Origin of the sequence: Neorhizobium huautlense (genome assembly GCF_030811685.1) — a bacterium.
GTDB classification, from domain to species: domain Bacteria; phylum Pseudomonadota; class Alphaproteobacteria; order Rhizobiales; family Rhizobiaceae; genus Neorhizobium; species Neorhizobium huautlense_A.
Genome location: NZ_JAUSRF010000016.1, coordinates 88,383 through 108,201, shown reverse-complemented (window position 1 = coordinate 108,201; position 19,819 = coordinate 88,383). Strand labels below are relative to the sequence as shown.

Sequence of the window (19,819 nt, the reverse complement as noted above, 5' to 3'; positions counted from 1 at the left end):
GAGCATCGTCACCCGCCCCCGCTCCTCCCTTGCAACCCGGCCCAGCCGGTCGGATCGGGGGCTGATCGTCGGAGAAAGACGACATCGGTGTCGCGTTTCTAACTGGCTGGCGACGTCGCAGCCCTATTCAGCTTTGACATAACTTGTAGTGGGGGTGGGTTCAAGGATGAAGTGCGACTTGCGAATGATACCAATGGGTTGTCACTCGCAAGGAAGCTGCAATGAATCGCACCTACTCCCATATCGACATGGACGAACGACGCAAGATTGCACGTTGGAGAACGGCCGGACTGAGTGTTGAGCTGATCGCCGAGAAACTGGGCAGGCATCGCTCAACGATATTTCGCGAGATCAAACGCAACACTTTCACCGATGCCGAGTTTGTGGACCTGAACGGCTATTACTGCGTCACCGCGCATGACATGGCGTGTGAGCGCCGCGCCAAGCTGAGGAAGCTGTCGCGGTTCTCGAATGTCAGGCAGTCGGTCATCGACCGGATCATGCACGGTTGGTCACCGCAGCAGATCGCCGGCCGAATGCGGCTCGAGCGCCATCCTGTCTCGGTGAGCCACGAGACGATCTACAAATTCGCGTATTCGGCCGATGGTCAGGCGATCAAGCTGTGGCGACATTTGCCCGAGCATCGGGCCCGCCGTAGACCGCGTCATGCCAGACGCAAGCATGGTCAACGGTTTAGCCCGGAACTCAACATTCTGCGCCGTCCCGATACTGTCGCTGACAGAAAGCAGTTCGGGCATTGGGAATGCGATCTCATTCAGTTTCGCAAGAAGTTCGGAAAAGCCAATGTGACGTCGCTCGTCGAACGCGTGAGCCGCTTTGCCATCTTCCTACGCAATAATGATCGGCAATCCCGACCCGTCATGGATGGCCTCGTCCAGGCGCTGCAAGCCCTGCCCCATCTCGCGCGTCGCTCCATCACCTTCGATCGCGGCACGGAGTTTACCGACTGGCCGTATCTGCAGGCCAGCATCGGCACGCAGACCTGGTTCTGCGACCCGCAATCGCCCTGGCAAAAAGGCACTGTCGAAAACACCAATAGACGAGCACGGAAATGGCTGTCGAGAGAGGTCGATCCGCTGTCGGTGACGGATACCGATCTGATCGAAATCTGCAACAGACTGAACGGCACGCCACGCAAATGCCTCGGCTATCGAACGGCAGATTCTATTTCCAAGTGCGACATGTCCCGATGCCATACGCAGATCACCCTCGCCGACCGTCTTATCGGAGGTGATCTTTTCTGATGCCCAATTTAGACGCCAGGAACCGCTGAAACGAAAACAGCCGGCACTCAAGCCGGCTGCCCTCAAAACCATTGTCATCCGCTCAGTTGCAGACGCGAACATTCTCGTAATGCCAGCCGCCGTCATAGGCGTTCGGCACGCGGCGGTCTTCGAACCAGCAGCGCGGCGGTGGCGGCTCTTCCACGTAATAACGCGGGCCATTATTGCTGTTGGCGATGGCGCCACCGATCAGGCCGCCTATGACACCGGCAGCAAGGCCGCCGGCGATGACGCGGCCGTTGTCGCGGTCGCGATGGTGATGACGGCGCGGCGGTGGTGGCGGCGGGCCTCGGCGATCGTCCCAGCGCGGCGGGCCATCGCGCCACTGGGCGCTGGCCGGCGCGGTATGCGCGAGAATGCTGCCGGCCGAAACGGCCAGGATCATTGCGACGCGAATTGTCTTGTTCATTGCACACGTCCTGTTTCCGTCGCGATTTCCTGCCCGGAAATCCTGCGATCTTTGGGTAAGATGCACATGGTCCGATTAACACACGCTGAACGATGTTCTTGCAGCCGGACCTGACACATCTCGGCCGCCAGCTTTATGCGCCAATCATGGAACAAAAACGGCAGGATGTTTTGTCTCATCCGGTGGCGTCGCGGCCCTCTTTCGAAATCACGGCAAGCCTGCGTGCAGTGGGTAAAGAGGCCGGTGAAAGACAGGCATGGGGTTGATGGCAGCCACGCGATTTTCTGCGGCTCGGCGGCATAACACACCTGTGCATTGCTTTTGCACGCAATGCCTTCATTTCCGCGACGGTTTGCTCTAGAGACAATCTCTCAACGACGACCGCCAGCATGAAGGCGGCGCACATTAATTCGCAAGGTGATGTAGTCCATGCTCGATTCCCTCAGAACAGCCTCCCGCTCCTGGGTTGCCAAGGCGCTTCTTATCCTGCTCGGCGTTTCATTCGCCATCTGGGGTGTTTCGGCCTCGATCATGGCACCGGCCGGCGGCAATACGGTGATGACAGTGGGCGACCAAAGCGTCACTCCACAGGAATACCGCCTTGCCATGCAGCGCCAGCTTTCGCAGCTGAGCCGCCAGTTCGGCACGCACCTGACCGCCGAACAGGCTCGAGCCTTCGGCCTCGATCAGCAGGTCTTCAGCCAGCTCGCCGCCGGTGCCGCTCTCGATCAGCTCGCCGCCGACATGCGCCTTGGCCTGTCGGATGATCGCCTCGCCCTTCTCGTTGCAGACGATCCGGCCTTCAAGAACAGCAATGGCCAGTTCGACCGCCAGCTGTTTTCGTCGCGCCTGCAGGCCGTCGGTTTCGACGAGAACGAATATATCAAGGAGCGCAAGAAGATCGCCGTGCGCAGCCAGATCGTCGATGCGATTTCCGATGGCTTTACGCCGCCAGCCGTCATGACCGACGCGCTGCGCCAGTATGCGGACGAGACGCGCACGCTGGATTACCTGATCCTCTCCTACGCCAACATTCCGCCGGTCAAGGCGCCGGCTGACGATGCGCTGGCCGCATGGTTCGAGGGCGCAAAGGCCCGTTACCGCGCCCCTGAATATCGCAAGGTCACCTATGTGACGCTGCAGCCTTCCGACGTTGCCGACCCGGGTTCGATCACCGATGACGAGGTTCAGGCGGATTACGACCGTCGCAAGGACACGTTCGGTACGCCGGAAACCCGCACGATCGAGCAGCTCACCTTCCCGAGCAAGGAAATGGCAGATGCCGCTGCCGCCCAGTTGAGTGCGCGCGAGGCGACCTTCGACCAGCTGGTCACCGACCAGGGCAAGACAGCCGGCGACGTTCTGCTGGGCGAATTCACCAAGGAACAGGTTCCGGACCCGAAGGTTGGCGCTGCCGCCTTCGCGCTGCCGGCAACCGGTGGCACCAGCCCTGCCATTCAGGGCACATTTGGCGCGGTCATCCTGCGCGTGACCAATGTGAAGCCGGCCACCACCAAGACCTTTGACGAGGTCAAGGAAGAAATCCGCAACCAGCTGGCCCTCGCCGCCGCCTCGCGCAGCCTGAGCGAAACCCATGATCGTTTCGACGACATGCGTGGCTCCGGTGCGCCGCTGCAGGAAGTGGCCAACGAACTGAAGCTGAAAGCCACCACGATTACCCTCGACCAGAGCGGCAATGACGAGGCCGGCAACCGTATCCCCACCCTGCCCCAGTCCGATAACTTTCTCACCGAAGCATTCCGCGCCGAAGTGGGTGCTGACAACCTGCCGGTCAATCTCGGCAATACCGGTTACGTCTGGTTCAGCGTCGATGACGTGATCGACGAGCGCGACCGCCCGCTGGCGGAAGTGCGCGACAGGGCCGTTGCCGACTGGACAAGCGAACAGCAGAAAGCAGCACTTGCCGCCAAGGCCGAGGAATACAAGAAGCGCATCGACAGCGGCGAACAGCTTGCCACCATTGCCGGCGAAATCGGCATCACGGTTGAAAATAAGCAGGGCCTGCGCCGCTCCAGCAATGACGCTATCTTCGGCCAGCCGACCGTGCAGGCAGCCTTCGCCGGCCCGGTCGATTCGACCGCAAGCGCTCTTGCCGCCGATGGCGAAAGCCGTGTGCTGATGAAGGTGACGGCAGTCGATCATCAGCCGGCAGCCGGCGGCGGTGCGGAAGACCAGCAGACGCAGCAGATCGCCCGTGCCGCCGGCGACGACATGCTGGACCAGATGGTAACCCGCCTGCAGCAGGATTTTGGCGTACAGATCAACCAGACCGCAGCCGAGCAGGCTCTGGCCACGATGCGTTGAACGCGGACCTCAAGGGAGAAATCGCATGCCGGTCCTGAAACCGTTCATCGCCAAGGTCGCCAACGGCGAGAGCCTCAGCCGGCCGGAAGCACTGCAGGCCTTCGACATCCTGATGTCGGGTGAAGCCACGCCATCGCAGATCGGCGGTTTCCTGATGGCGCTTCGGGTGCGTGGCGAAACCGTCGACGAGATCGCCGGCGCCGTTTCCACCATGCGGGCCAAGATGGTGCCGGTTTCGGCGCCATCCGACGCCGTCGATATTGTCGGAACCGGTGGTGACGGCATCGGCACCTACAACATCTCCACGCTTGCCTCGATCATCACGGCGGGCGCCGGCGTTTCGGTCGCCAAGCACGGCAACCGCGCCCAGAGCTCGAAATCCGGCACGGCGGATGCGCTCAGCACGCTCGGCGTCAATCTGGAGATCGGACCGGAACAGATCGGCCGCTGCATTTCGCAGGCCGGTATCGGCTTCATGTTCGCGCAGAAACACCACGCCGCCATGCGGCATGTGACGGCGAGCCGCGTCGAACTCGGCACACGTACGATCTTCAACCTGCTGGGTCCCCTCTCCAACCCGGCCGGTGCCAAGCGCCAGTTGCTCGGCGTGTTTGCGCCGCAATGGCTGCAACCGATTGCCGAAGTGCTGCGTGATCTCGGTTCCGAGCGTGTCTGGGTCGTTTATGGCGACGGCATGGACGAGATCACCACGACTGGTACCACGCAGGTCGTGGCGCTGGAAAATGGCGCGTTCCGCAGCTTTGAACTGACACCCGAAGATTTTGGCGTGGCGCGCGCCGTCATCGATGACCTTAAGGGTGGTGATGGCATTGTGAATGCCGCAGCCCTGCGTGACGTGCTGGCCGGCGCCCGCAATGCCTATCGCGACATCGCGCTCTGCAATGCGGCGGCCGCGCTCGTCATCGCCGGCAAGGCGGAAAATGTCATGGACGGCATGGCGATCGCTACCGAATCGCTCGACAGCGGCAAGGCGACCGCCGTGCTCGACAGGCTGATCGCCGTTTCCAACGAGAATGCAGACAAGGAAGGAGCCGGCGCATGACCGACATCCTGCGCAAGATCGAAGCCTACAAGCGCGAGGAAATCGCCGCTGCAAAGGCGAAAACCTCGCTCGAAGACCTGAAGGCGATGGCGAAGGACGTGTCCGCGCCGCGCGGTTTCTACTCGTCTCTGGTCGCCAAGCGTGACGCCGGTGATTTCGGCCTGATCGCCGAAATCAAGAAGGCCAGCCCCTCGAAAGGTCTCATTCGCCCGGATTTCGATCCGCCGGCACTGGCCAAGGCCTATGAGGCCGGCGGTGCAGCCTGCCTCTCCGTGCTGACCGATGGCCCGAGCTTTCAGGGCGCACCGGAGTTCCTGACCGCCGCCCGCGACGCCTGCTCGCTGCCGGCGCTGCGCAAGGATTTCCTGTTCGAACCCTATCAGGTGTTTGAGGCCCGCGCCTGGGGCGGCGATTGCATCCTGATCATCATGGCCTCGCTTTCCGACGACGAAGCGCGCGCACTGGAAGATACCGCCTTTGAGCTCGGCATGGATGTTCTTCTCGAGGTGCATGACGAAGCCGAGATGGAGCGGGCACTCAAGCTCGCCTCCCCCATGATCGGCGTCAACAATCGCAATCTGCGCACGTTCGAAGTCAGCCTCGATGTCAGCGAGCGTCTGGCCTCGATGGTGTCGGATGATCGCCTGCTCGTCGGCGAAAGCGGCATTTTCACCCATGACGATTGCCTGCGCCTGCAGAAGTCGAAAATCTCCACCTTCCTCGTCGGCGAAAGTCTTATGCGGAAGGACGATGTGGCCGCTGCCACCCGTCTGCTTCTGAAAGGTGAAGCCTTCACCGCGGCTGCACAGTGATGAGCGACAAGCCTAACCTCACCCATATCGATGCCAGCGGCGAGGCGCATATGGTCGATGTCGGCGACAAGGCCGAAACGACCCGTATCGCCACGGCGGAAGGTTTCGTGCGCATGCTCCCGGAGACTCTGGCGCTGATCCGCGAGGGCAATGCCAAGAAGGGTGACGTGATCGGCACGGCACGTCTGGCCGGCATCATGGCCGCCAAGAAGACATCGGATCTCATTCCGCTCTGCCATCCACTGATGCTGACCAAGGTGTCGGTGGAGATCGAGGAAGACGCCGCCCTGCCCGGCCTGCGCGTGACAGCCACGGCAAAGCTTTCGGGCAAGACCGGCGTCGAGATGGAAGCGCTGACCGCCGTCTCCGTCGCCTGCCTGACGATCTACGACATGGCCAAAGCAGCCGACAAGGGCATGGAAATCGGCGGCATCCAGCTTTTGACCAAGAGCGGTGGCAAATCCGGCGACTGGCGGCGTGACGCATGAACAAGCCGGCGCTTCTCCCCGTCGCTGACGCGAAGGCGCGGCTTGCGGCATTGACCAGGCCTGTCACCCAGATCGAGATGGTGCCACTGATCGAGGCTGCCGGACGTGTTCTGGGGCGCCCTGTAGCGGCACATCTGACCCAGCCGCCCTTCAATGCCTCTGCCATGGATGGATACGCGATCCGTGCCGCTGACACGCCGGAGATAGGCAGTGAATTGACGGTCATTGGTACCGCCTCCGCAGGTCACGCCTTCGACGGCAAGATCGGCCCCGGCGAAGCAGTTCGGATTTTCACCGGAGCTCCGGTGCCGGAAGGCGCCGATACGATCCTCATTCAGGAGGATGCGGAAAAGCTCGACGGTAACCGTATTCGCACCACCTTCGCCGTCAGCCCCGGCCGCCATATACGGCCGCGCGGACAGGATTTTGCCGAGGGAGAAGCCGTGCTGCCGGTTGGTACCCAGCTGGATTTTTCGACGCTGACGCTCGCCGCCGCCACGAATAACGCCAAACTTCCGGTTTACCGCAAGCCGGTTGTCGCCATCCTTGCGACCGGTGACGAACTGGTTCAGCCCGGTTCCGTGCTAGGACCGGCACAGATCGTCGCCTCCAATACGTTTGGCGTGGCGGCACTCGCGCGCGACAACGGTGCCGAAGTGCTCGATCTCGGCATCGTGCCGGACGATAAGGCGCAGATCGAAAAGGCCATCTCGATGGCCCGTCTGGCCGGTGCCGACGTGCTGGTGACGATCGGCGGTGCTTCTGTCGGCGATCATGATCTCGTGCAGGGCGTGTTGAAATCCGTCGGCATGGAGCTGGATTTCTGGCGCATCGCCATGCGCCCCGGCAAGCCGCTGATGGTCGGCTCGCTCGGCGACATGCAGGTGCTCGGCCTGCCCGGCAATCCGGTCGCAAGCCTCGTCTGCAGCCTGCTTTTCCTCGAGCCGACATTGCGGAAACTCGCGCATCTGCCGGAACGCAGGCGCGAGGCCGAGGCGGTTACTACAAAGACGCTGGCGGCCAACGATCTCCGTCAGGATTTTTTGCGGGCACAACTGTCGCGTGATGACAGCGGCAGACTGGTGGCCGATACCTATGGCAAACAGGATTCCTCGATGATGAAGATCCTCGCGCAATCCGATTGCCTCGTCATCCGCCCGCCTTATGCACCGGAACTGCCGGCCGGCAGCCCCTGCCCGGTCATTCTGCTGCGCCCCTGAACATAAGTGTGAGCCTTTGCCGGGCTCACGCGTTTAGCCCCGGACATCCAATCCAAGGAGGCCCGTGTGGCTGAAGACAAAAAACCGGTCATTCTCTGGTTCCGCCGCGACCTGCGGCTCGACGACAATCACGCGCTGACCGCTGCCGTGGAAACCGACCGACCGATGATCTGCGTCTACATCCGCGAGCCGGAAAATCCCGATATCGGGCCTCTGGGCGGCGCGCAGGCGTGGTGGCTACATCATTCGCTGGTGGCCTTACGCGAAAGCCTGAGGACGCATGGCAACGATCTGTGCCTGCGCACAGGCCCAGCCGAAGACGTGCTGCAGGATATCGCCCGCACATCCGGCGCCGACATCGTTTTCGTCAACCGCGCTTATGAGCGCAATTCCATGGATCGCGACATTGCCCTTGCCCTGAAGGATGCCGGCATCGCCATCCGTGCCTTCCATGGCCAGTTGCTGCATGATCCCAAAACCATCCGCACCGGCTCGGGCAATGCCTTCAAGGTCTATACGCCGTTCTGGAACGCCATGCAGAAGCTTGGAGAGCCGGGCGAGCCGACTGACGCGCCAGACACCGTGATGGCGCCTGAGACGCATCCTCGCTCCGAATCGCTGGATGGCTGGGACCTGCTGCCAACCAAACCCAACTGGGCCGCTGGCTTTTCAGAATTCTGGACGCCGGGTGAAGCTGGTGCAAAGGAAAAGCTCGAAGACCTGATTGACGCCGACCTGCACGACTACAAGCAGGGCCGCGATTTCCCCGGCACGGATGCCACATCAAAACTGTCGCCACATCTGGCGCTCGGCGAAATCTCCCCTGCCCGCATCTGGCATGCCACAAACGGACTGGCTGCGCGCCACAAGGACGACCTCGTGCATTTCCGCAAGGAACTGGCATGGAGAGATTTCTGCTACAATCTCCTGGTCGAATTTCCCGAACTGCGCACGAAAAACTGGGACGACAAATTCGACGCGTTCGAGTGGGAATTCGATACCAGGGATTTTACCGCCTGGACCAAGGGGCTGACCGGCTACCCGATCGTCGATGCCGGCATGCGCGAACTCTGGCAGACCGGTTACATGCACAACCGCGTGCGCATGATCACCGCCTCCTTCCTGATCAAGGACCTGCTGATCGACTGGCGGCGCGGTGAAGAATGGTTCCGCGATACGTTGCTGGATGCCGATCCGGCCAGCAACACCGCCAACTGGCAATGGGTGGCCGGTTCAGGTGCCGATGCCTCGCCCTTCTTCCGCATTTTCAACCCGATCCTGCAGGGCGAAAAATTCGATCCCGATGGCGATTACGTGCGCCACTGGGTACCGGAACTGCAAAAGCTTCCGAAGAAGTATATTCACAAGCCGTTCGATGCACCCGATCATGTTCTGGCCGATGCCGGTGTCGAGCCTGGCAAGACGTATCCCAAGCCGATCGTCAACCACGGTTTGGCCCGCGACCGGGCGCTGGCGGCGTATAAGGGTTTGAAAGGTTAAGAGCCCGCCGAGGGCCAGAATGATCGCTGTTCTCCTGCCGACCCGTCTCAACCGATGATGAGTTTGCGGAATTCCTGATCGGATTTGAAGACTTCGAGATCGTTGTCCTGCGGATTTCCGCCGTAGGTGACCGGATCCAGCAACTGGCGCAGCAAAAGACGATGCGGATCGTTCTCGTCGGGCACGAGGGCGACAGAGTCTGCGACTGATCTCAGTGCCTCCTTCCGCGCAGCGTCTGCTGCAAGGTGATCGGAAGACTGCACGGACGCATACTTGAGGCCGAAGGCAGAGGCTCGGCGGATCAAGGTCAAAGAATTTTTGTAGGCCGGGTCGGCTAATAAATAATCCGCGAGAATGATTGCATTCGAAAACCCGCTCGGTGGTGGCAAATAGAGGGCCTTGAGGAGCGCGTCCTCGAACAGTTCCACCGTGCTCGCATTCCGCTCTATCGGTTTTCTGGTGAGTTCAACGCAGCTATCAACGAAGTTGGCCGAATTGCTGCCAAAGCGGCGGACCTCCGCCAAGCGCAGTGAAATGACAACACTGTTTGGATCGAGTTTCAAGGCATCGCGAAGTGTGTCTTCGGCTATCTGCCGCTGTCCCGCCCGGGCCCACGCCATGGCCCACCCAGCAATCTCCACCGGCGTTTTCAATGAAGACAGCGGCACTTTGAGCAATTCGTCGTCTTTCGGCATAGGCTTGGGTATCTCCTCCACGCTTGCCGGGCCGGATTGAAAAGATGCAGATGAGGGTGCGAACGACGCCTCCAGTGATTTCTCGGAGGCTTCCCGGCGCGCACCGCCAACGTTCTCAACCTCGACATCGCGGAAAATGAGTGTCAGCCGGGTACGGGTCTCGAGGTAAACGAACATGCAGGCGCCCAGCAAGCAGGTAATGATGATCCCGAAAAAGAAGGCGACGGATAAAGCCGGATCGATAACCTCTGACTGATTTTGAGCCGGAAACTTGACTGGCTGCGACATCGCATAGGACGCTGCAAACAGAGAACAGACATAGATGTAATGGATGATCGTATCGAACTGCACCAAACCTATTCCGATAATGATCTTCGTCAGCCAGTCGGAAATATCTTCAAGACTGGTGTTGGTGGCAAACAGTTGCTCGGCTTTGGAGGAGAGCTGTGGCTCGCCCGCTTTCGGCGTTTCCGGGGCCTTCTGTAGCACTCGAGGGATGCCGAACAGGAAACCCAGCATGCCTCCGACCGCCGTTGCTGCCGCCGCGGTGGATATCCCCACTGAAATTCCCCGGAAAAGAGCGGCCCATGCGGACCTCTCGGCATGCAGACTGTTGCTGATCGAAAGCAGAACGACGAAAAACAACACCGCTGCGGCGATGATCCAGGCACCGATCTCCACGGGGTAAAGGCTGGCCTTCCGTTCGCTGATGGTTTTAACGACGCCCGCGCTCGCCGCTGTGGTGAATGCCATTAAACTCTCCCGCCAGACAAACGATTAGCCCCACGCCGAATTCGAATGTGGCCAGCCGCTTGAGTTCGGATTGCGTCGCCGACAATAGTAACCCTTGGTTGTATTTGCAAATACAAAAAACCGCCGATCTGAAACCGACGGTGATTTTTATTCTGTCTCTGGACGCGGATCAAACCAGCCGGTTCTGTTCCAGCGCCGCTTCGATAAAGCTCTTGAACAGCGGATGCGGATCGAGCGGACGGCTCTTCAGTTCCGGGTGGTACTGAACGCCGATGAACCACGGGTGATCCGGGTATTCCACGGTTTCCGGCAGAACGCCGTCCGGTGACATGCCGGAGAAGACCAGGCCGCAGCTTTCCAGCTTATCCTTGTAATCCACGTTCACTTCGTAACGATGGCGGTGACGCTCGGAAATGTCGGTCGATCCGTAGATCTGCGCAATCCGCGTGTCCTTTTTCAGGCTGGCATTGTAGGCGCCGAGGCGCATCGTGCCGCCGAGATCGCCGGCTGCCGCGCGCTTTTCCAGCGCATTGCCCTTCACCCATTCCGTCATCAGGCCGACGACCGGCTCGCTGGTCGGGCCGAATTCGGTCGAGGACGCGTCTTCGATGCCTGCGAGGTTACGCGCCGCTTCGACAACCGCCATCTGCATGCCGAAGCAGATGCCGAAATAAGGAACATTACGCTCGCGGGCGAACTGCGCCGCCTTGATCTTGCCTTCCGAACCGCGCTCGCCAAAACCGCCCGGCACGAGAATCCCGTTGACCTTTTCGAGGTAAGGCGCCGGGTCTTCCTTTTCGAAAACTTCGGACTCGATCCACTCGAGCTTGACCTTGACCTGATTGGCGATGCCGCCGTGATGAAGGGCCTCGATCAGCGACTTGTAGGCATCTTTCAGGCCGGTGTACTTGCCGACGATCGCGATCGTGACTTCGCCTTCCGGCTGACGGATACGGCTCGAAACGTCTTCCCACGCATCCAGACGCGGCTTCGGCGCCGGTTCGATACCGAAGGCGGCCAGAACTTCGTTGTCGAGGCCTTCCTTGTGGTAGGCGATCGGAACGTCATAGATGTTGGCGACGTCGAGTGCCTGGATGACGGCCGACGGACGGACGTTGCAGAACAAGGAGAGCTTGCGACGCTCGGCCTCCGGGATTTCCCGGTCTGCACGCACCAGCAGGATGTCGGGGTGAATGCCCAGCGCCTGCAGTTCCTTGACGGAATGCTGGGTCGGCTTGGTCTTCAATTCCCCAGCTGCTGCAATATACGGCATCAGAGTCAGATGCAGATATATCGCGGTTCCGCGCGGCAGGTCGTTCTTGACCTGGCGGATCGCCTCCATGAACGGCATCGCCTCGATATCGCCGACCGTGCCGCCGACTTCGCACAGAACGAAATCGTAGTCGTCATTGCCCTCGGTGACGAAATCCTTGATCTCGTTCGTCACGTGCGGAATGACCTGAACGGTTGCGCCGAGATAATCGCCGCGACGTTCCTTGTCGATGATGTTCTTGTAGATGCGACCGGTGGTGATGTTGTCGGTCTTGGTCGCCGAACGGCCGGTAAAGCGTTCGTAATGACCGAGATCGAGATCCGTCTCAGCGCCGTCGTCGGTGACAAACACCTCGCCGTGCTGGGTCGGGCTCATCGTGCCCGGATCAACGTTGAGATAAGGATCGAGCTTGCGAAGCCGAACCCGGTAACCCCTCGCCTGAAGCAATGCTCCGAGGGCCGCGGCCGCAATTCCCTTCCCGAGGGAAGAAACCACGCCGCCTGTGATGAATACATATCGCGCCATGGGATTCACCGGTTACCTTTTTCAGAATGATTCCGCCAGCCCCAATCGTCCGTTCTTCTGTTGAAAAGCGAGCGGGAGAATCAGCACAAAACAAAACCGGCAGGCTTTTGGCCTGCCGGAGGTTCAAATTTTCGACCGGTATTACTGTCCGGTCGGGACAGCCGACGGATCGGCAGGAGCCGGTGCCGGCGTGGCCGGAGCAGCCGGGGCGCTCGCACCGTTCGCAGGAGCGGCATCGGACGGTACGCCATTATTGGCCGGCGGAGTTGCCGGTGCGGGGCCAAGCGAGTCGAGAATACCGCTGCCGGTGCCGCGCTGCTGCTCCGGAATACGATCGAGAATATCGGTCGGACGGGATTCGTAACGGGCAAGAATGCCGAGGCCGAGCGAGGTGATGAAGAACAGCGTCGCAAGGATGGCGGTGGTGCGGGTCAGCGCATTGGCCGTGCCGCGTGCCGACATGAAGCCGGAGCCGCCGCCGACGCCAAGGCCGCCGCCTTCGGAACGCTGAATCAGCACGACGCCGACAAGCGCGAGCACGATCAGGAGATGGATGACGATCAATACGGTCTGCATAACAATCCAGTCCGCCCCGGATGCCGAGGCCCAGTCAAATCTTTGCGGCTCTTTAGCCGAGGCGCGCGCGCTTTAAAAGCCCTTACGGCACGTTTTACGCGCTTTAACTCAGGCAATCTCGGCAACGAGCGGTTCACATGAGGCGTAAATGGCAAGAAAGTCGTCCGCTTTCAAGCTCGCACCGCCAACAAGTACGCCGTCGACGTTTTCGATCGCCATGATTTCACCGGCATTGCCCGGCTTGACCGAACCACCATAAAGAATACGCATGGCAGCACCTTCCCCGCCCAGACGCGCAACCAGTTCGGCACGCATGAAGGCATGGGCAACCTCGATATCGCTGTTGGTCGGCGTAAGCCCCGTGCCGATCGCCCAGACGGGCTCATAGGCAATCACGGTGTTTTCCGCCGTCGCACCTTCCGGCACGGAATTGAAGATCTGGCGCTTCAGCACGTCGAGCGTCTGATAGGCATCGCGCTCGGCCAGTGTTTCGCCGATGCAGATGATGGCAACCAGGTCGGCCTCGTGGGCGGCTTCCGCCTTGGCGCGCACCAGATGATCGGTCTCGGCGTGGTCACCACGACGCTCGGAATGGCCGACGATGACATGGGTACCAAAGCAGTCGGCGATCATCTGCGCGGAAATATCGCCCGTATGGGCGCCGGACACTTTTTGATGGCAATCCTGCGCGCCGATCAGAAGCGGGCTGTCGTCGCAAAGCGCGGTTGCCACATAAAGCAGGGTCGCGGGCGGGCAGAGAAGCGTTTCCACCTTTTCCGACAGAGGCGTTTTCACGCCTTCCGCCATGGCCTTGATCTGATCGAGCTCGGCACGCGTGCCGTTCATTTTCCAGTTTCCGGCGATCAGCGGGCGAATGTCTGGCGTCATGAAAATCCTGTCCTCATCCCTGTCGTTTCAGTTTGCCGATGCAAAAGCTGTCCTGCGTCGTACTTAGCCAAGTCGGTACAAAATTGGTATTCGAAAACGTCAATACAGTTCAAAACCGTGGTTACCGGCGTCAGGTCCTGGCGTTTGTCAGAAGAAAATTCAAAATTTCGCGCCAGTCGCTCATGCGCACCGGCGTGCCGTGGCCGCCGGTATTGAACAGCGTGAAACGGGTCGGATATTTTTTGGCCAGCAGCGAGCGATAGATGCCGATCTGGTCATCGGCCTTGTAGACCTTGTCGACGCTGCCATGGGTGAAGAACACCGGGATGCGGGCCTTGGCAGCGAGCGAAGCCGGGAAATCCGGATCCGGCGGGCCACCGAGCACGGCCATGCCGGCCAGATGCGAAACCGCCAGCTTGTCGCGCGTGATGCCGGCGCAGATGAAACCGCCCATCGAGGCACAAGTGAGGATGACCGGACGGCCGCCGGATTTTTCGGAGGAGTAGCGGATCAGCGCGGCGATATCTGCGACGCCCTTGTCATCGAAGCTTCGAACGCTCGGCGAATAATAGGTGCCGCCATTCTCCACCGCGAGGTTCTTCAGCCGGTTGAAATTGCCGCCGAAGGAATAGTCGTTGGCACCGAGGCGTCGATCCCCTCCCCGGCCGTGAATGAAGATTACCGTGAAGGCCGCGCCATCGCTTTTGCCGATACGGGTGACGTCGAGGCCACGGCTGCCGATGGCGAGCGTTTCGTTCTCCTGCGCTCGTCGCACGCCCAGCGAGACATAGGACGATTTCACCCGCCGTTCCGGCTCGCTGTCACGGCCGTTGATGTCGCGCATTTCCTGATAGTCGATGACCTTGAAAGCACCGCCGTCCTTCGTTTCCAGCACCGTCTGCTTTGAAAACAGCTCGTCCTTGAAGGGTTTCAGCGGTCCATCCGCAGCGGCAACAGGTGCGGCTATTCCCAATGAAACCGCCAGAACCAGCGAGACACGCGACAAAAGAGCTGTGGACATGCGGCGTTTCATGGTGAGTGTGACCCTTTCAATCTTGCCTTCGAACCAGTGGCAAAGCATCACTTCGCCAAAAGCCGCTTTTGTGACCGCTCTTTGTTACCGTTTTCGGGCGGCATCGCGAAAAGGCCCGCTTTCTGGCAGAATTGCGGGCGATTCGAAACAGCACGAGTCGAAACAGCACAAGACCGGGACGGCCGCGCATCGCGCCTCCCATCTCACGCAGACAGGTAGTAACGACGCCACCCATGGATGACAACGACCTCTTCGCCGCAATGCCCGCGCAACCCAAGTCAGAGGCCAAGCCCGAGGCCAAGGACCCAGCACCGGAACCCGTGCGCGCTCAGCCCGTGACGCCGCCGACAGGTGGTGAATACGGCGCGTCGTCGATCCGCGTTCTCGAAGGTCTGGAGCCGGTGCGCATGCGTCCCGGCATGTATATCGGCGGCACCGATGCCAAGGCGCTGCACCATCTGTTCGCTGAAGTCATCGATAACTCGATGGACGAAGCCGTTGCCGGCCATGCCAATTTCATCGAAGTGCATCTCGATGCCGAAGGGTTTCTGACCGTCAGCGATAACGGCCGTGGCATCCCGGTGGAAAACCACCCGCAGGTTCCCGGAAAATCCACGCTCGAAGTGATCATGACCAAGCTGCATGCCGGCGGCAAGTTCGACGGCGATGCCTATGAGACCTCCGGTGGTCTTCACGGCGTCGGCGTGTCGGTCGTCAACGCGCTGTCGGATGTTCTCGAGGTCGAGGTTGCCCGCAACCGCAAGCTCTACAAGCAGGTCTTTTCCCGCGGCGTGCCGCAGGGCGGCCTGCAGGAACTCGGCGATGTGCATAACCGCCGCGGTACCCGCGTGCGTTTCCATCCCGATGCGCAGATTTTTGGCGAGCACGCCAAGTTCGAGGCCGGCCGCATCTTTCGCATGGCGCGTTCGAAGGCCTACCTGTTCGGCGGCGTCGAAATCCGCTGGAGCTGCGATCCCGGCATGGTGCCGGAAGGCGGAGAAATCCCTGAAAAGGCTGTCTTCCATTTTCCGGGTGGCCTGAAGGATTATCTGGCGGCCACGCTCGGCAAGGACTTTACCGTTACCCGCGAGATTTTTGCCGGCCGCACCGAAAAGACCGGCGGCCATGGCGCGATGGAATGGGCGATCACCTGGTATGGCGGTGATCCGCAGGTTCATTCCTATTGCAACACCATTCCCACCCAGGAAGGTGGCACGCATGAGGCAGGTCTGCGCATCGCGCTGACCAAGGGTCTGAAAAACTACGCCGAACTGACGCAGAACAAGCGCGCCAAAGACATCACCACCGACGACGTGATGATCTCCGCCGTCGGCATGTTGTCGGTGTTCATTCGCGAGCCGGAATTCGTCGGCCAGACCAAGGACAAGCTGGCCACCGTCGAAGCGCAGCGTATCGTCGAAAACACCTTGCGCGACCCCTTTGATCATTACCTTGCCGGCAACCCGGCCGAAGCTGCAAAGCTGCTGGAATGGGTGATCGAGCGTGCCGAAGAGCGCCTGCGCCGCCGCAAGGAAAAGGAAGTCAACCGCAAGACGGCGGTTCGCAAACTGCGCCTGCCCGGCAAGCTGGCGGACTGCTCGCAGAACACTGCCGAAGGCGCCGAACTGTTCATCGTCGAGGGCGATTCGGCTGGCGGCTCGGCGAAACAGGGGCGCAACCGAGCCAACCAGGCCATACTTCCCCTGCGCGGAAAAATCCTAAACGTCGGCTCGGCCAGCCGTGAAAAGCTGTCGGCCAACCAGCAGATCGCCGATCTCATTCAGGCGCTCGGCTGCGGCACGCGCACAAAATACCGCGAGGAAGATCTTCGTTACGAGCGCGTCATCATCATGACCGATGCCGACGTCGACGGCGCGCATATCGCTTCGCTGCTGATCACCTTCTTTTATCAGGAAATGCCGGAACTGATCCGTGGCAACCACCTCTATCTGGCCGTGCCGCCGCTCTATGTCATTCGTCAGGGTGCCAAGAGCGCTTACGCACGCGACGATGCCCACCGCGCGGAACTGATGGAGACGATGTTCAAGGGCAAGAAGGTCGAAATCGGCCGCTTCAAAGGCCTCGGTGAAATGATGCCGGCGCAGTTGAAGGAAACCACGATGGACCCGAAGAAGCGCACGCTTCTGCGCGTTCTCATCGATGAGGTCGATTTCGAAGGCACGCGTGAAGCGGTCGACAACCTGATGGGCACGAAACCGGAAGCGCGTTTCCGCTTCATTCAGGAACGTTCCGCCTTCGCGGAAAACCTCGACATCTGATCGAACCAGAGATCGTAGATTTTTTACGCCGCCTCAGTTCTGCCGGGGCGGCGTTTTGCGTTCTTCGACCACCTTCATGACCGCAGAGATCAGCGCTGCCGCCTCATAAGGCTTGCGCACCACCGGCGCATCAAAGCTGGCCGGGATGATCGAGCGGTCGCTGTAACCGGTGGCAAAGACGAAAGGCACGTTACGCCTCGTCAGTTCCTCGGCGATCGGCAGCGAGGTTTCCGCACCCAGATTGACGTCGAGAATGGCAACGTCGGGCGTGAAATCGCGCAGGCGGCGCAATGCTTCCGATGCGGACGGTGCAGTGGTGACCTTGGCGATCCCGTGATCGGCGAGCATGGTTTCGACATCGGCGGCGACCAGCATCTGGTCCTCGACCAGCAGAAGGTCGAGTTCCGACATCAGCGACACCGTGTCGTCCTGCCGCTCTCCTGCCTGTTCCACCAGTTCCGGCAGGATTTCGGTTTCGGCAATGTGGATATGCTGCGCCGGGATGAGGAACCGCCCCTGCACGCCGTCAGCCGCGTATTCGACCTTGCTCTTGCCACCGAGCTCGAACGGTACGCTGCGATCTATCAACACGGTGCCGAAACCGGCACGCGACGGCGGCGTGACGGACGGGCCGTTGTTTTCGCTCCACGTCAGTTCGCAGTCACCATTGTCGAGCCGCTGCCATTTGATCTCCAGCAGTCCGCCTGTTACCGACAGCGCGCCGTATTTGGCGGCGTTGGTGGCCAGTTCGTGCAGGACCAGCGCCATGACGGAATAGGCGCGGCTGTCGAGCCAGACATAGGGACCGAGCAGTGTGACGGTGCGAGCGCCATCACGATAGGGCTTCAGTTCGGCTTCCAGCAGTTCATGCAGCGCACCGCCATCACCGCCACGCACGACCTGATCATGCGCAAAGGCCAGCGCCTGGATGCGGCCTTTCAAGGTGGCGATGTAATCCTGCAGATTGCGGCCTTCCTGCACCGGATGGCCGATCAGCGCCTTGATGACCGCAAGGATGTTCTTGACGCGGTGGTTGAGTTCCTCGTTTAGCATGCGCTGGCGCACATCCGCCTTGCCGCGCTCGTCTTCTAGCAACTCGTTATGGTGCAGGACGATTTCCACCAGCACGGAACGGATTGCCTCGGCGATCTCTTCCTCGCCCACCGTCCATGGCTGCGATTGCAGATGCACGGTTTCCTTCCAGATAGCAAAACTCTTGCGCGGCGTCAGGCGGTCGCCCAGCGGGCCGGTCTCATAGGATTTTTCCGGATTGCCCGCCCAGTTCAGCGTCTGCACCACTTCACGGCGGAAGAAGAACAGGTAATCGCGTGGGCGCTGCGACAGCGGTATCGCCAGCACGCCGCAGACGTCACCGGCATAGGTCATCGCCTCTGGCAGGTCGCCGACGAGATTATGGCTCGACCATGTGCGGCTGTTGGCGACGGAACCGACAAAATCAGCAAGCGCTGCAACCGAATCGACCGGTGGCGTCATGCCCGATGGCGTCCATTCGCCATCCAGCCACAGGCCGATGCCGTCGCTTGGGATCATCGCCCGGAATTCGGCAATCGACGTGCGCAAGAGGCCGCCGAGATCGGTGTGATGCGACGCCGTCTGCAAAAACTGGTCGAGGAAACGGCGCGCGTCGTTGGTGGTGTCGAGGATCTGTTTCTGCTGCAGCGCAGACAGATGCATGGACAGGAACTCGCCGAACATTTCGGCGGCGACACGCTGCGTCAGCGTCAGCGTTTTCGGGCTGTAATGGTGGCAGGCAATCAGCCCCCAAAGCTCGCCGTCGATGACGATCGAGATCGACATGGAAGCGCCGACACCCATGTTGCGCAAATATTCACAATGGATCGGCGAGACGCTGCGCAGATGCGCGAAGGAGAGATCGAGCGGCAGGCCGGCCTCGTCCAGCGCCGGCACGATCGGCACACGATGACCTTCGGCATCGGAAATGATGCGGATCGTATTGCGCAGGTAAAGGGTTCGCGCCTGTTTCGGGATGTCGCTTGCCGGAAAATACTGGCCCTTGAAGCTTTCGAGGTCGCGGCGCTTGTATTCGCTGACCACCTGGCCGGCGCCATCCTGCTCGAAACGATAGACCATGACGCGGTCGTATCCGAGCATGGCATACATCAGCCGCGTCGATTTCTCGATCAACTGGCTGATGCTGGAAATGCTGCGCACGCGGCTGATCAGCATACGCGCGGTTTCAAGCGGCTGGTCGGAATGGGCGGCGGCCGGCTGGAATTCGATGATGACCGAGGTTTCGACACGATGCACGGAGACATCAAAGGCGCCGGCCTCGTTGACGTTAACGCTCATGCGCAGCGCCGCCCGGCTCGGGTCGTCCGACGTGGCGAGTGCATTGCGCAATGTATGCGCAGCTTCACCGCCGATCACTTCATCGAGACGAAGACCGTTGATGTCACCGGAAACGCCCAGCATGTCGGCCGCATTGCCGGAATGACGATTGACCACGGCACCGGTGGCATCGCATGCCAGAAGGCAGCCATGCGGCTGGATGCTGCCTGGGATATGGATCGGCTCGCGGTCGCAATTCGTCAGATCGACCGTCATCTTGTCAGGCATATACACTTTCCCTGAAGACGGCGTTCAGAACCGCCTCCGATGCGGCCACCCCATCGATAATCGAGGGGGCTTGATCGC

Annotated in this window: 15 protein-coding genes; 8 read left to right on the top strand and 7 right to left on the bottom strand. The window is 60.6% G+C overall.

All coding sequences use genetic code 11. The features are described 5' to 3' along the window. The first annotated feature begins 221 nt into the window (after window positions 1-221). Window positions 222-1,265, top strand: coding sequence for an IS30 family transposase (locus J2T09_RS21100; RefSeq protein ID WP_306838144.1), 1,044 nt, complete (start codon window positions 222-224; stop codon window positions 1,263-1,265). Window positions 1,266-1,347: 82 nt separating this feature from the next. Here the strand turns inward: J2T09_RS21100 and J2T09_RS21095 are convergent, their stop codons facing one another. Continuing rightward, entirely contained in the window at window positions 1,348-1,713 is a 366-nt protein-coding gene (locus J2T09_RS21095) for a hypothetical protein (RefSeq protein ID WP_306838142.1), read from the bottom strand. A 429-nt stretch (window positions 1,714-2,142) separates the two neighbouring features. Between J2T09_RS21095 and J2T09_RS21090 the strand changes: the two genes are divergently transcribed. From J2T09_RS21090 to J2T09_RS21065, 6 genes are all read left to right on the top strand, one after another. Further along, window positions 2,143-4,038, top strand: coding sequence for a peptidylprolyl isomerase (locus J2T09_RS21090; protein ID WP_306838140.1), 1,896 nt, complete (start codon window positions 2,143-2,145; stop codon window positions 4,036-4,038). 25 nt (window positions 4,039-4,063) lie between these two features. After that, entirely contained in the window at window positions 4,064-5,101 is a 1,038-nt protein-coding gene (trpD, locus tag J2T09_RS21085) for an anthranilate phosphoribosyltransferase (protein WP_306838138.1), read from the top strand. Further along, window positions 5,098-5,913, top strand: a complete 816-nt coding sequence (trpC, locus tag J2T09_RS21080) for an indole-3-glycerol phosphate synthase TrpC (RefSeq protein ID WP_306838136.1) — start codon at window positions 5,098-5,100, stop codon at window positions 5,911-5,913. Before trpD ends, trpC begins: the two co-directional genes overlap by 4 nt. Beyond that, a complete protein-coding gene (gene moaC / locus J2T09_RS21075) occupies window positions 5,913-6,401 on the top strand; it encodes a cyclic pyranopterin monophosphate synthase MoaC (protein WP_373458550.1) in 489 nt (162 codons plus the stop codon). The genes trpC and moaC overlap by 1 nt, the downstream gene beginning before the upstream one ends. Continuing rightward, on the top strand, window positions 6,398-7,621 hold the full coding sequence (locus J2T09_RS21070) for a molybdopterin molybdotransferase MoeA (RefSeq protein ID WP_306838131.1): 1,224 nt from the start codon (window positions 6,398-6,400) through the stop codon (window positions 7,619-7,621). Before moaC ends, J2T09_RS21070 begins: the two co-directional genes overlap by 4 nt. A gap of 66 nt (window positions 7,622-7,687) precedes the next feature. Beyond that, the gene (locus J2T09_RS21065) at window positions 7,688-9,121 is read left to right on the top strand and encodes a cryptochrome/photolyase family protein (protein WP_306838129.1); all 1,434 of its coding nucleotides are present in this window, start codon (window positions 7,688-7,690) and stop codon (window positions 9,119-9,121) included. Between the two features lie 47 nt (window positions 9,122-9,168). On the opposite strand, the gene J2T09_RS21060 is transcribed toward J2T09_RS21065, so the two are convergent. From J2T09_RS21060 to J2T09_RS21040, 5 genes are all read right to left on the bottom strand, one after another. Next, window positions 9,169-10,569: a hypothetical protein gene (locus J2T09_RS21060; protein ID WP_306838127.1), complete on the bottom strand. Its 1,401-nt coding sequence runs from the start codon at window positions 10,567-10,569 to the stop codon at window positions 9,169-9,171. A gap of 169 nt (window positions 10,570-10,738) precedes the next feature. After that, complete coding sequence (locus J2T09_RS21055) at window positions 10,739-12,376, bottom strand: CTP synthase (RefSeq protein ID WP_373458549.1); 1,638 nt, start codon at window positions 12,374-12,376, stop codon at window positions 10,739-10,741. A 132-nt stretch (window positions 12,377-12,508) separates the two neighbouring features. Continuing rightward, window positions 12,509-12,943 carry a preprotein translocase subunit SecG gene (gene secG / locus J2T09_RS21050; RefSeq protein ID WP_306838122.1) on the bottom strand — a complete coding sequence of 145 codons (435 nt, stop codon included), beginning with the start codon at window positions 12,941-12,943 and terminating at the stop codon, window positions 12,509-12,511. A gap of 108 nt (window positions 12,944-13,051) precedes the next feature. Beyond that, entirely contained in the window at window positions 13,052-13,831 is a 780-nt protein-coding gene (gene tpiA / locus J2T09_RS21045) for a triose-phosphate isomerase (protein ID WP_306838121.1), read from the bottom strand. 130 nt (window positions 13,832-13,961) lie between these two features. Further along, window positions 13,962-14,852 (bottom strand): alpha/beta hydrolase family protein, encoded by an 891-nt coding sequence (locus J2T09_RS21040; RefSeq protein ID WP_306838119.1) that lies wholly within the window; start codon window positions 14,850-14,852, stop codon window positions 13,962-13,964. A 245-nt stretch (window positions 14,853-15,097) separates the two neighbouring features. Between J2T09_RS21040 and parE the strand changes: the two genes are divergently transcribed. Further along, window positions 15,098-17,143, top strand: coding sequence for a DNA topoisomerase IV subunit B (parE, locus tag J2T09_RS21035; protein WP_306838117.1), 2,046 nt, complete (start codon window positions 15,098-15,100; stop codon window positions 17,141-17,143). A gap of 33 nt (window positions 17,144-17,176) precedes the next feature. On the opposite strand, the gene J2T09_RS21030 is transcribed toward parE, so the two are convergent. Continuing rightward, on the bottom strand, window positions 17,177-19,741 hold the full coding sequence (locus tag J2T09_RS21030) for an HWE histidine kinase domain-containing protein (RefSeq protein ID WP_306838116.1): 2,565 nt from the start codon (window positions 19,739-19,741) through the stop codon (window positions 17,177-17,179). Between the last annotated feature and the right edge of the window lie 78 nt (window positions 19,742-19,819).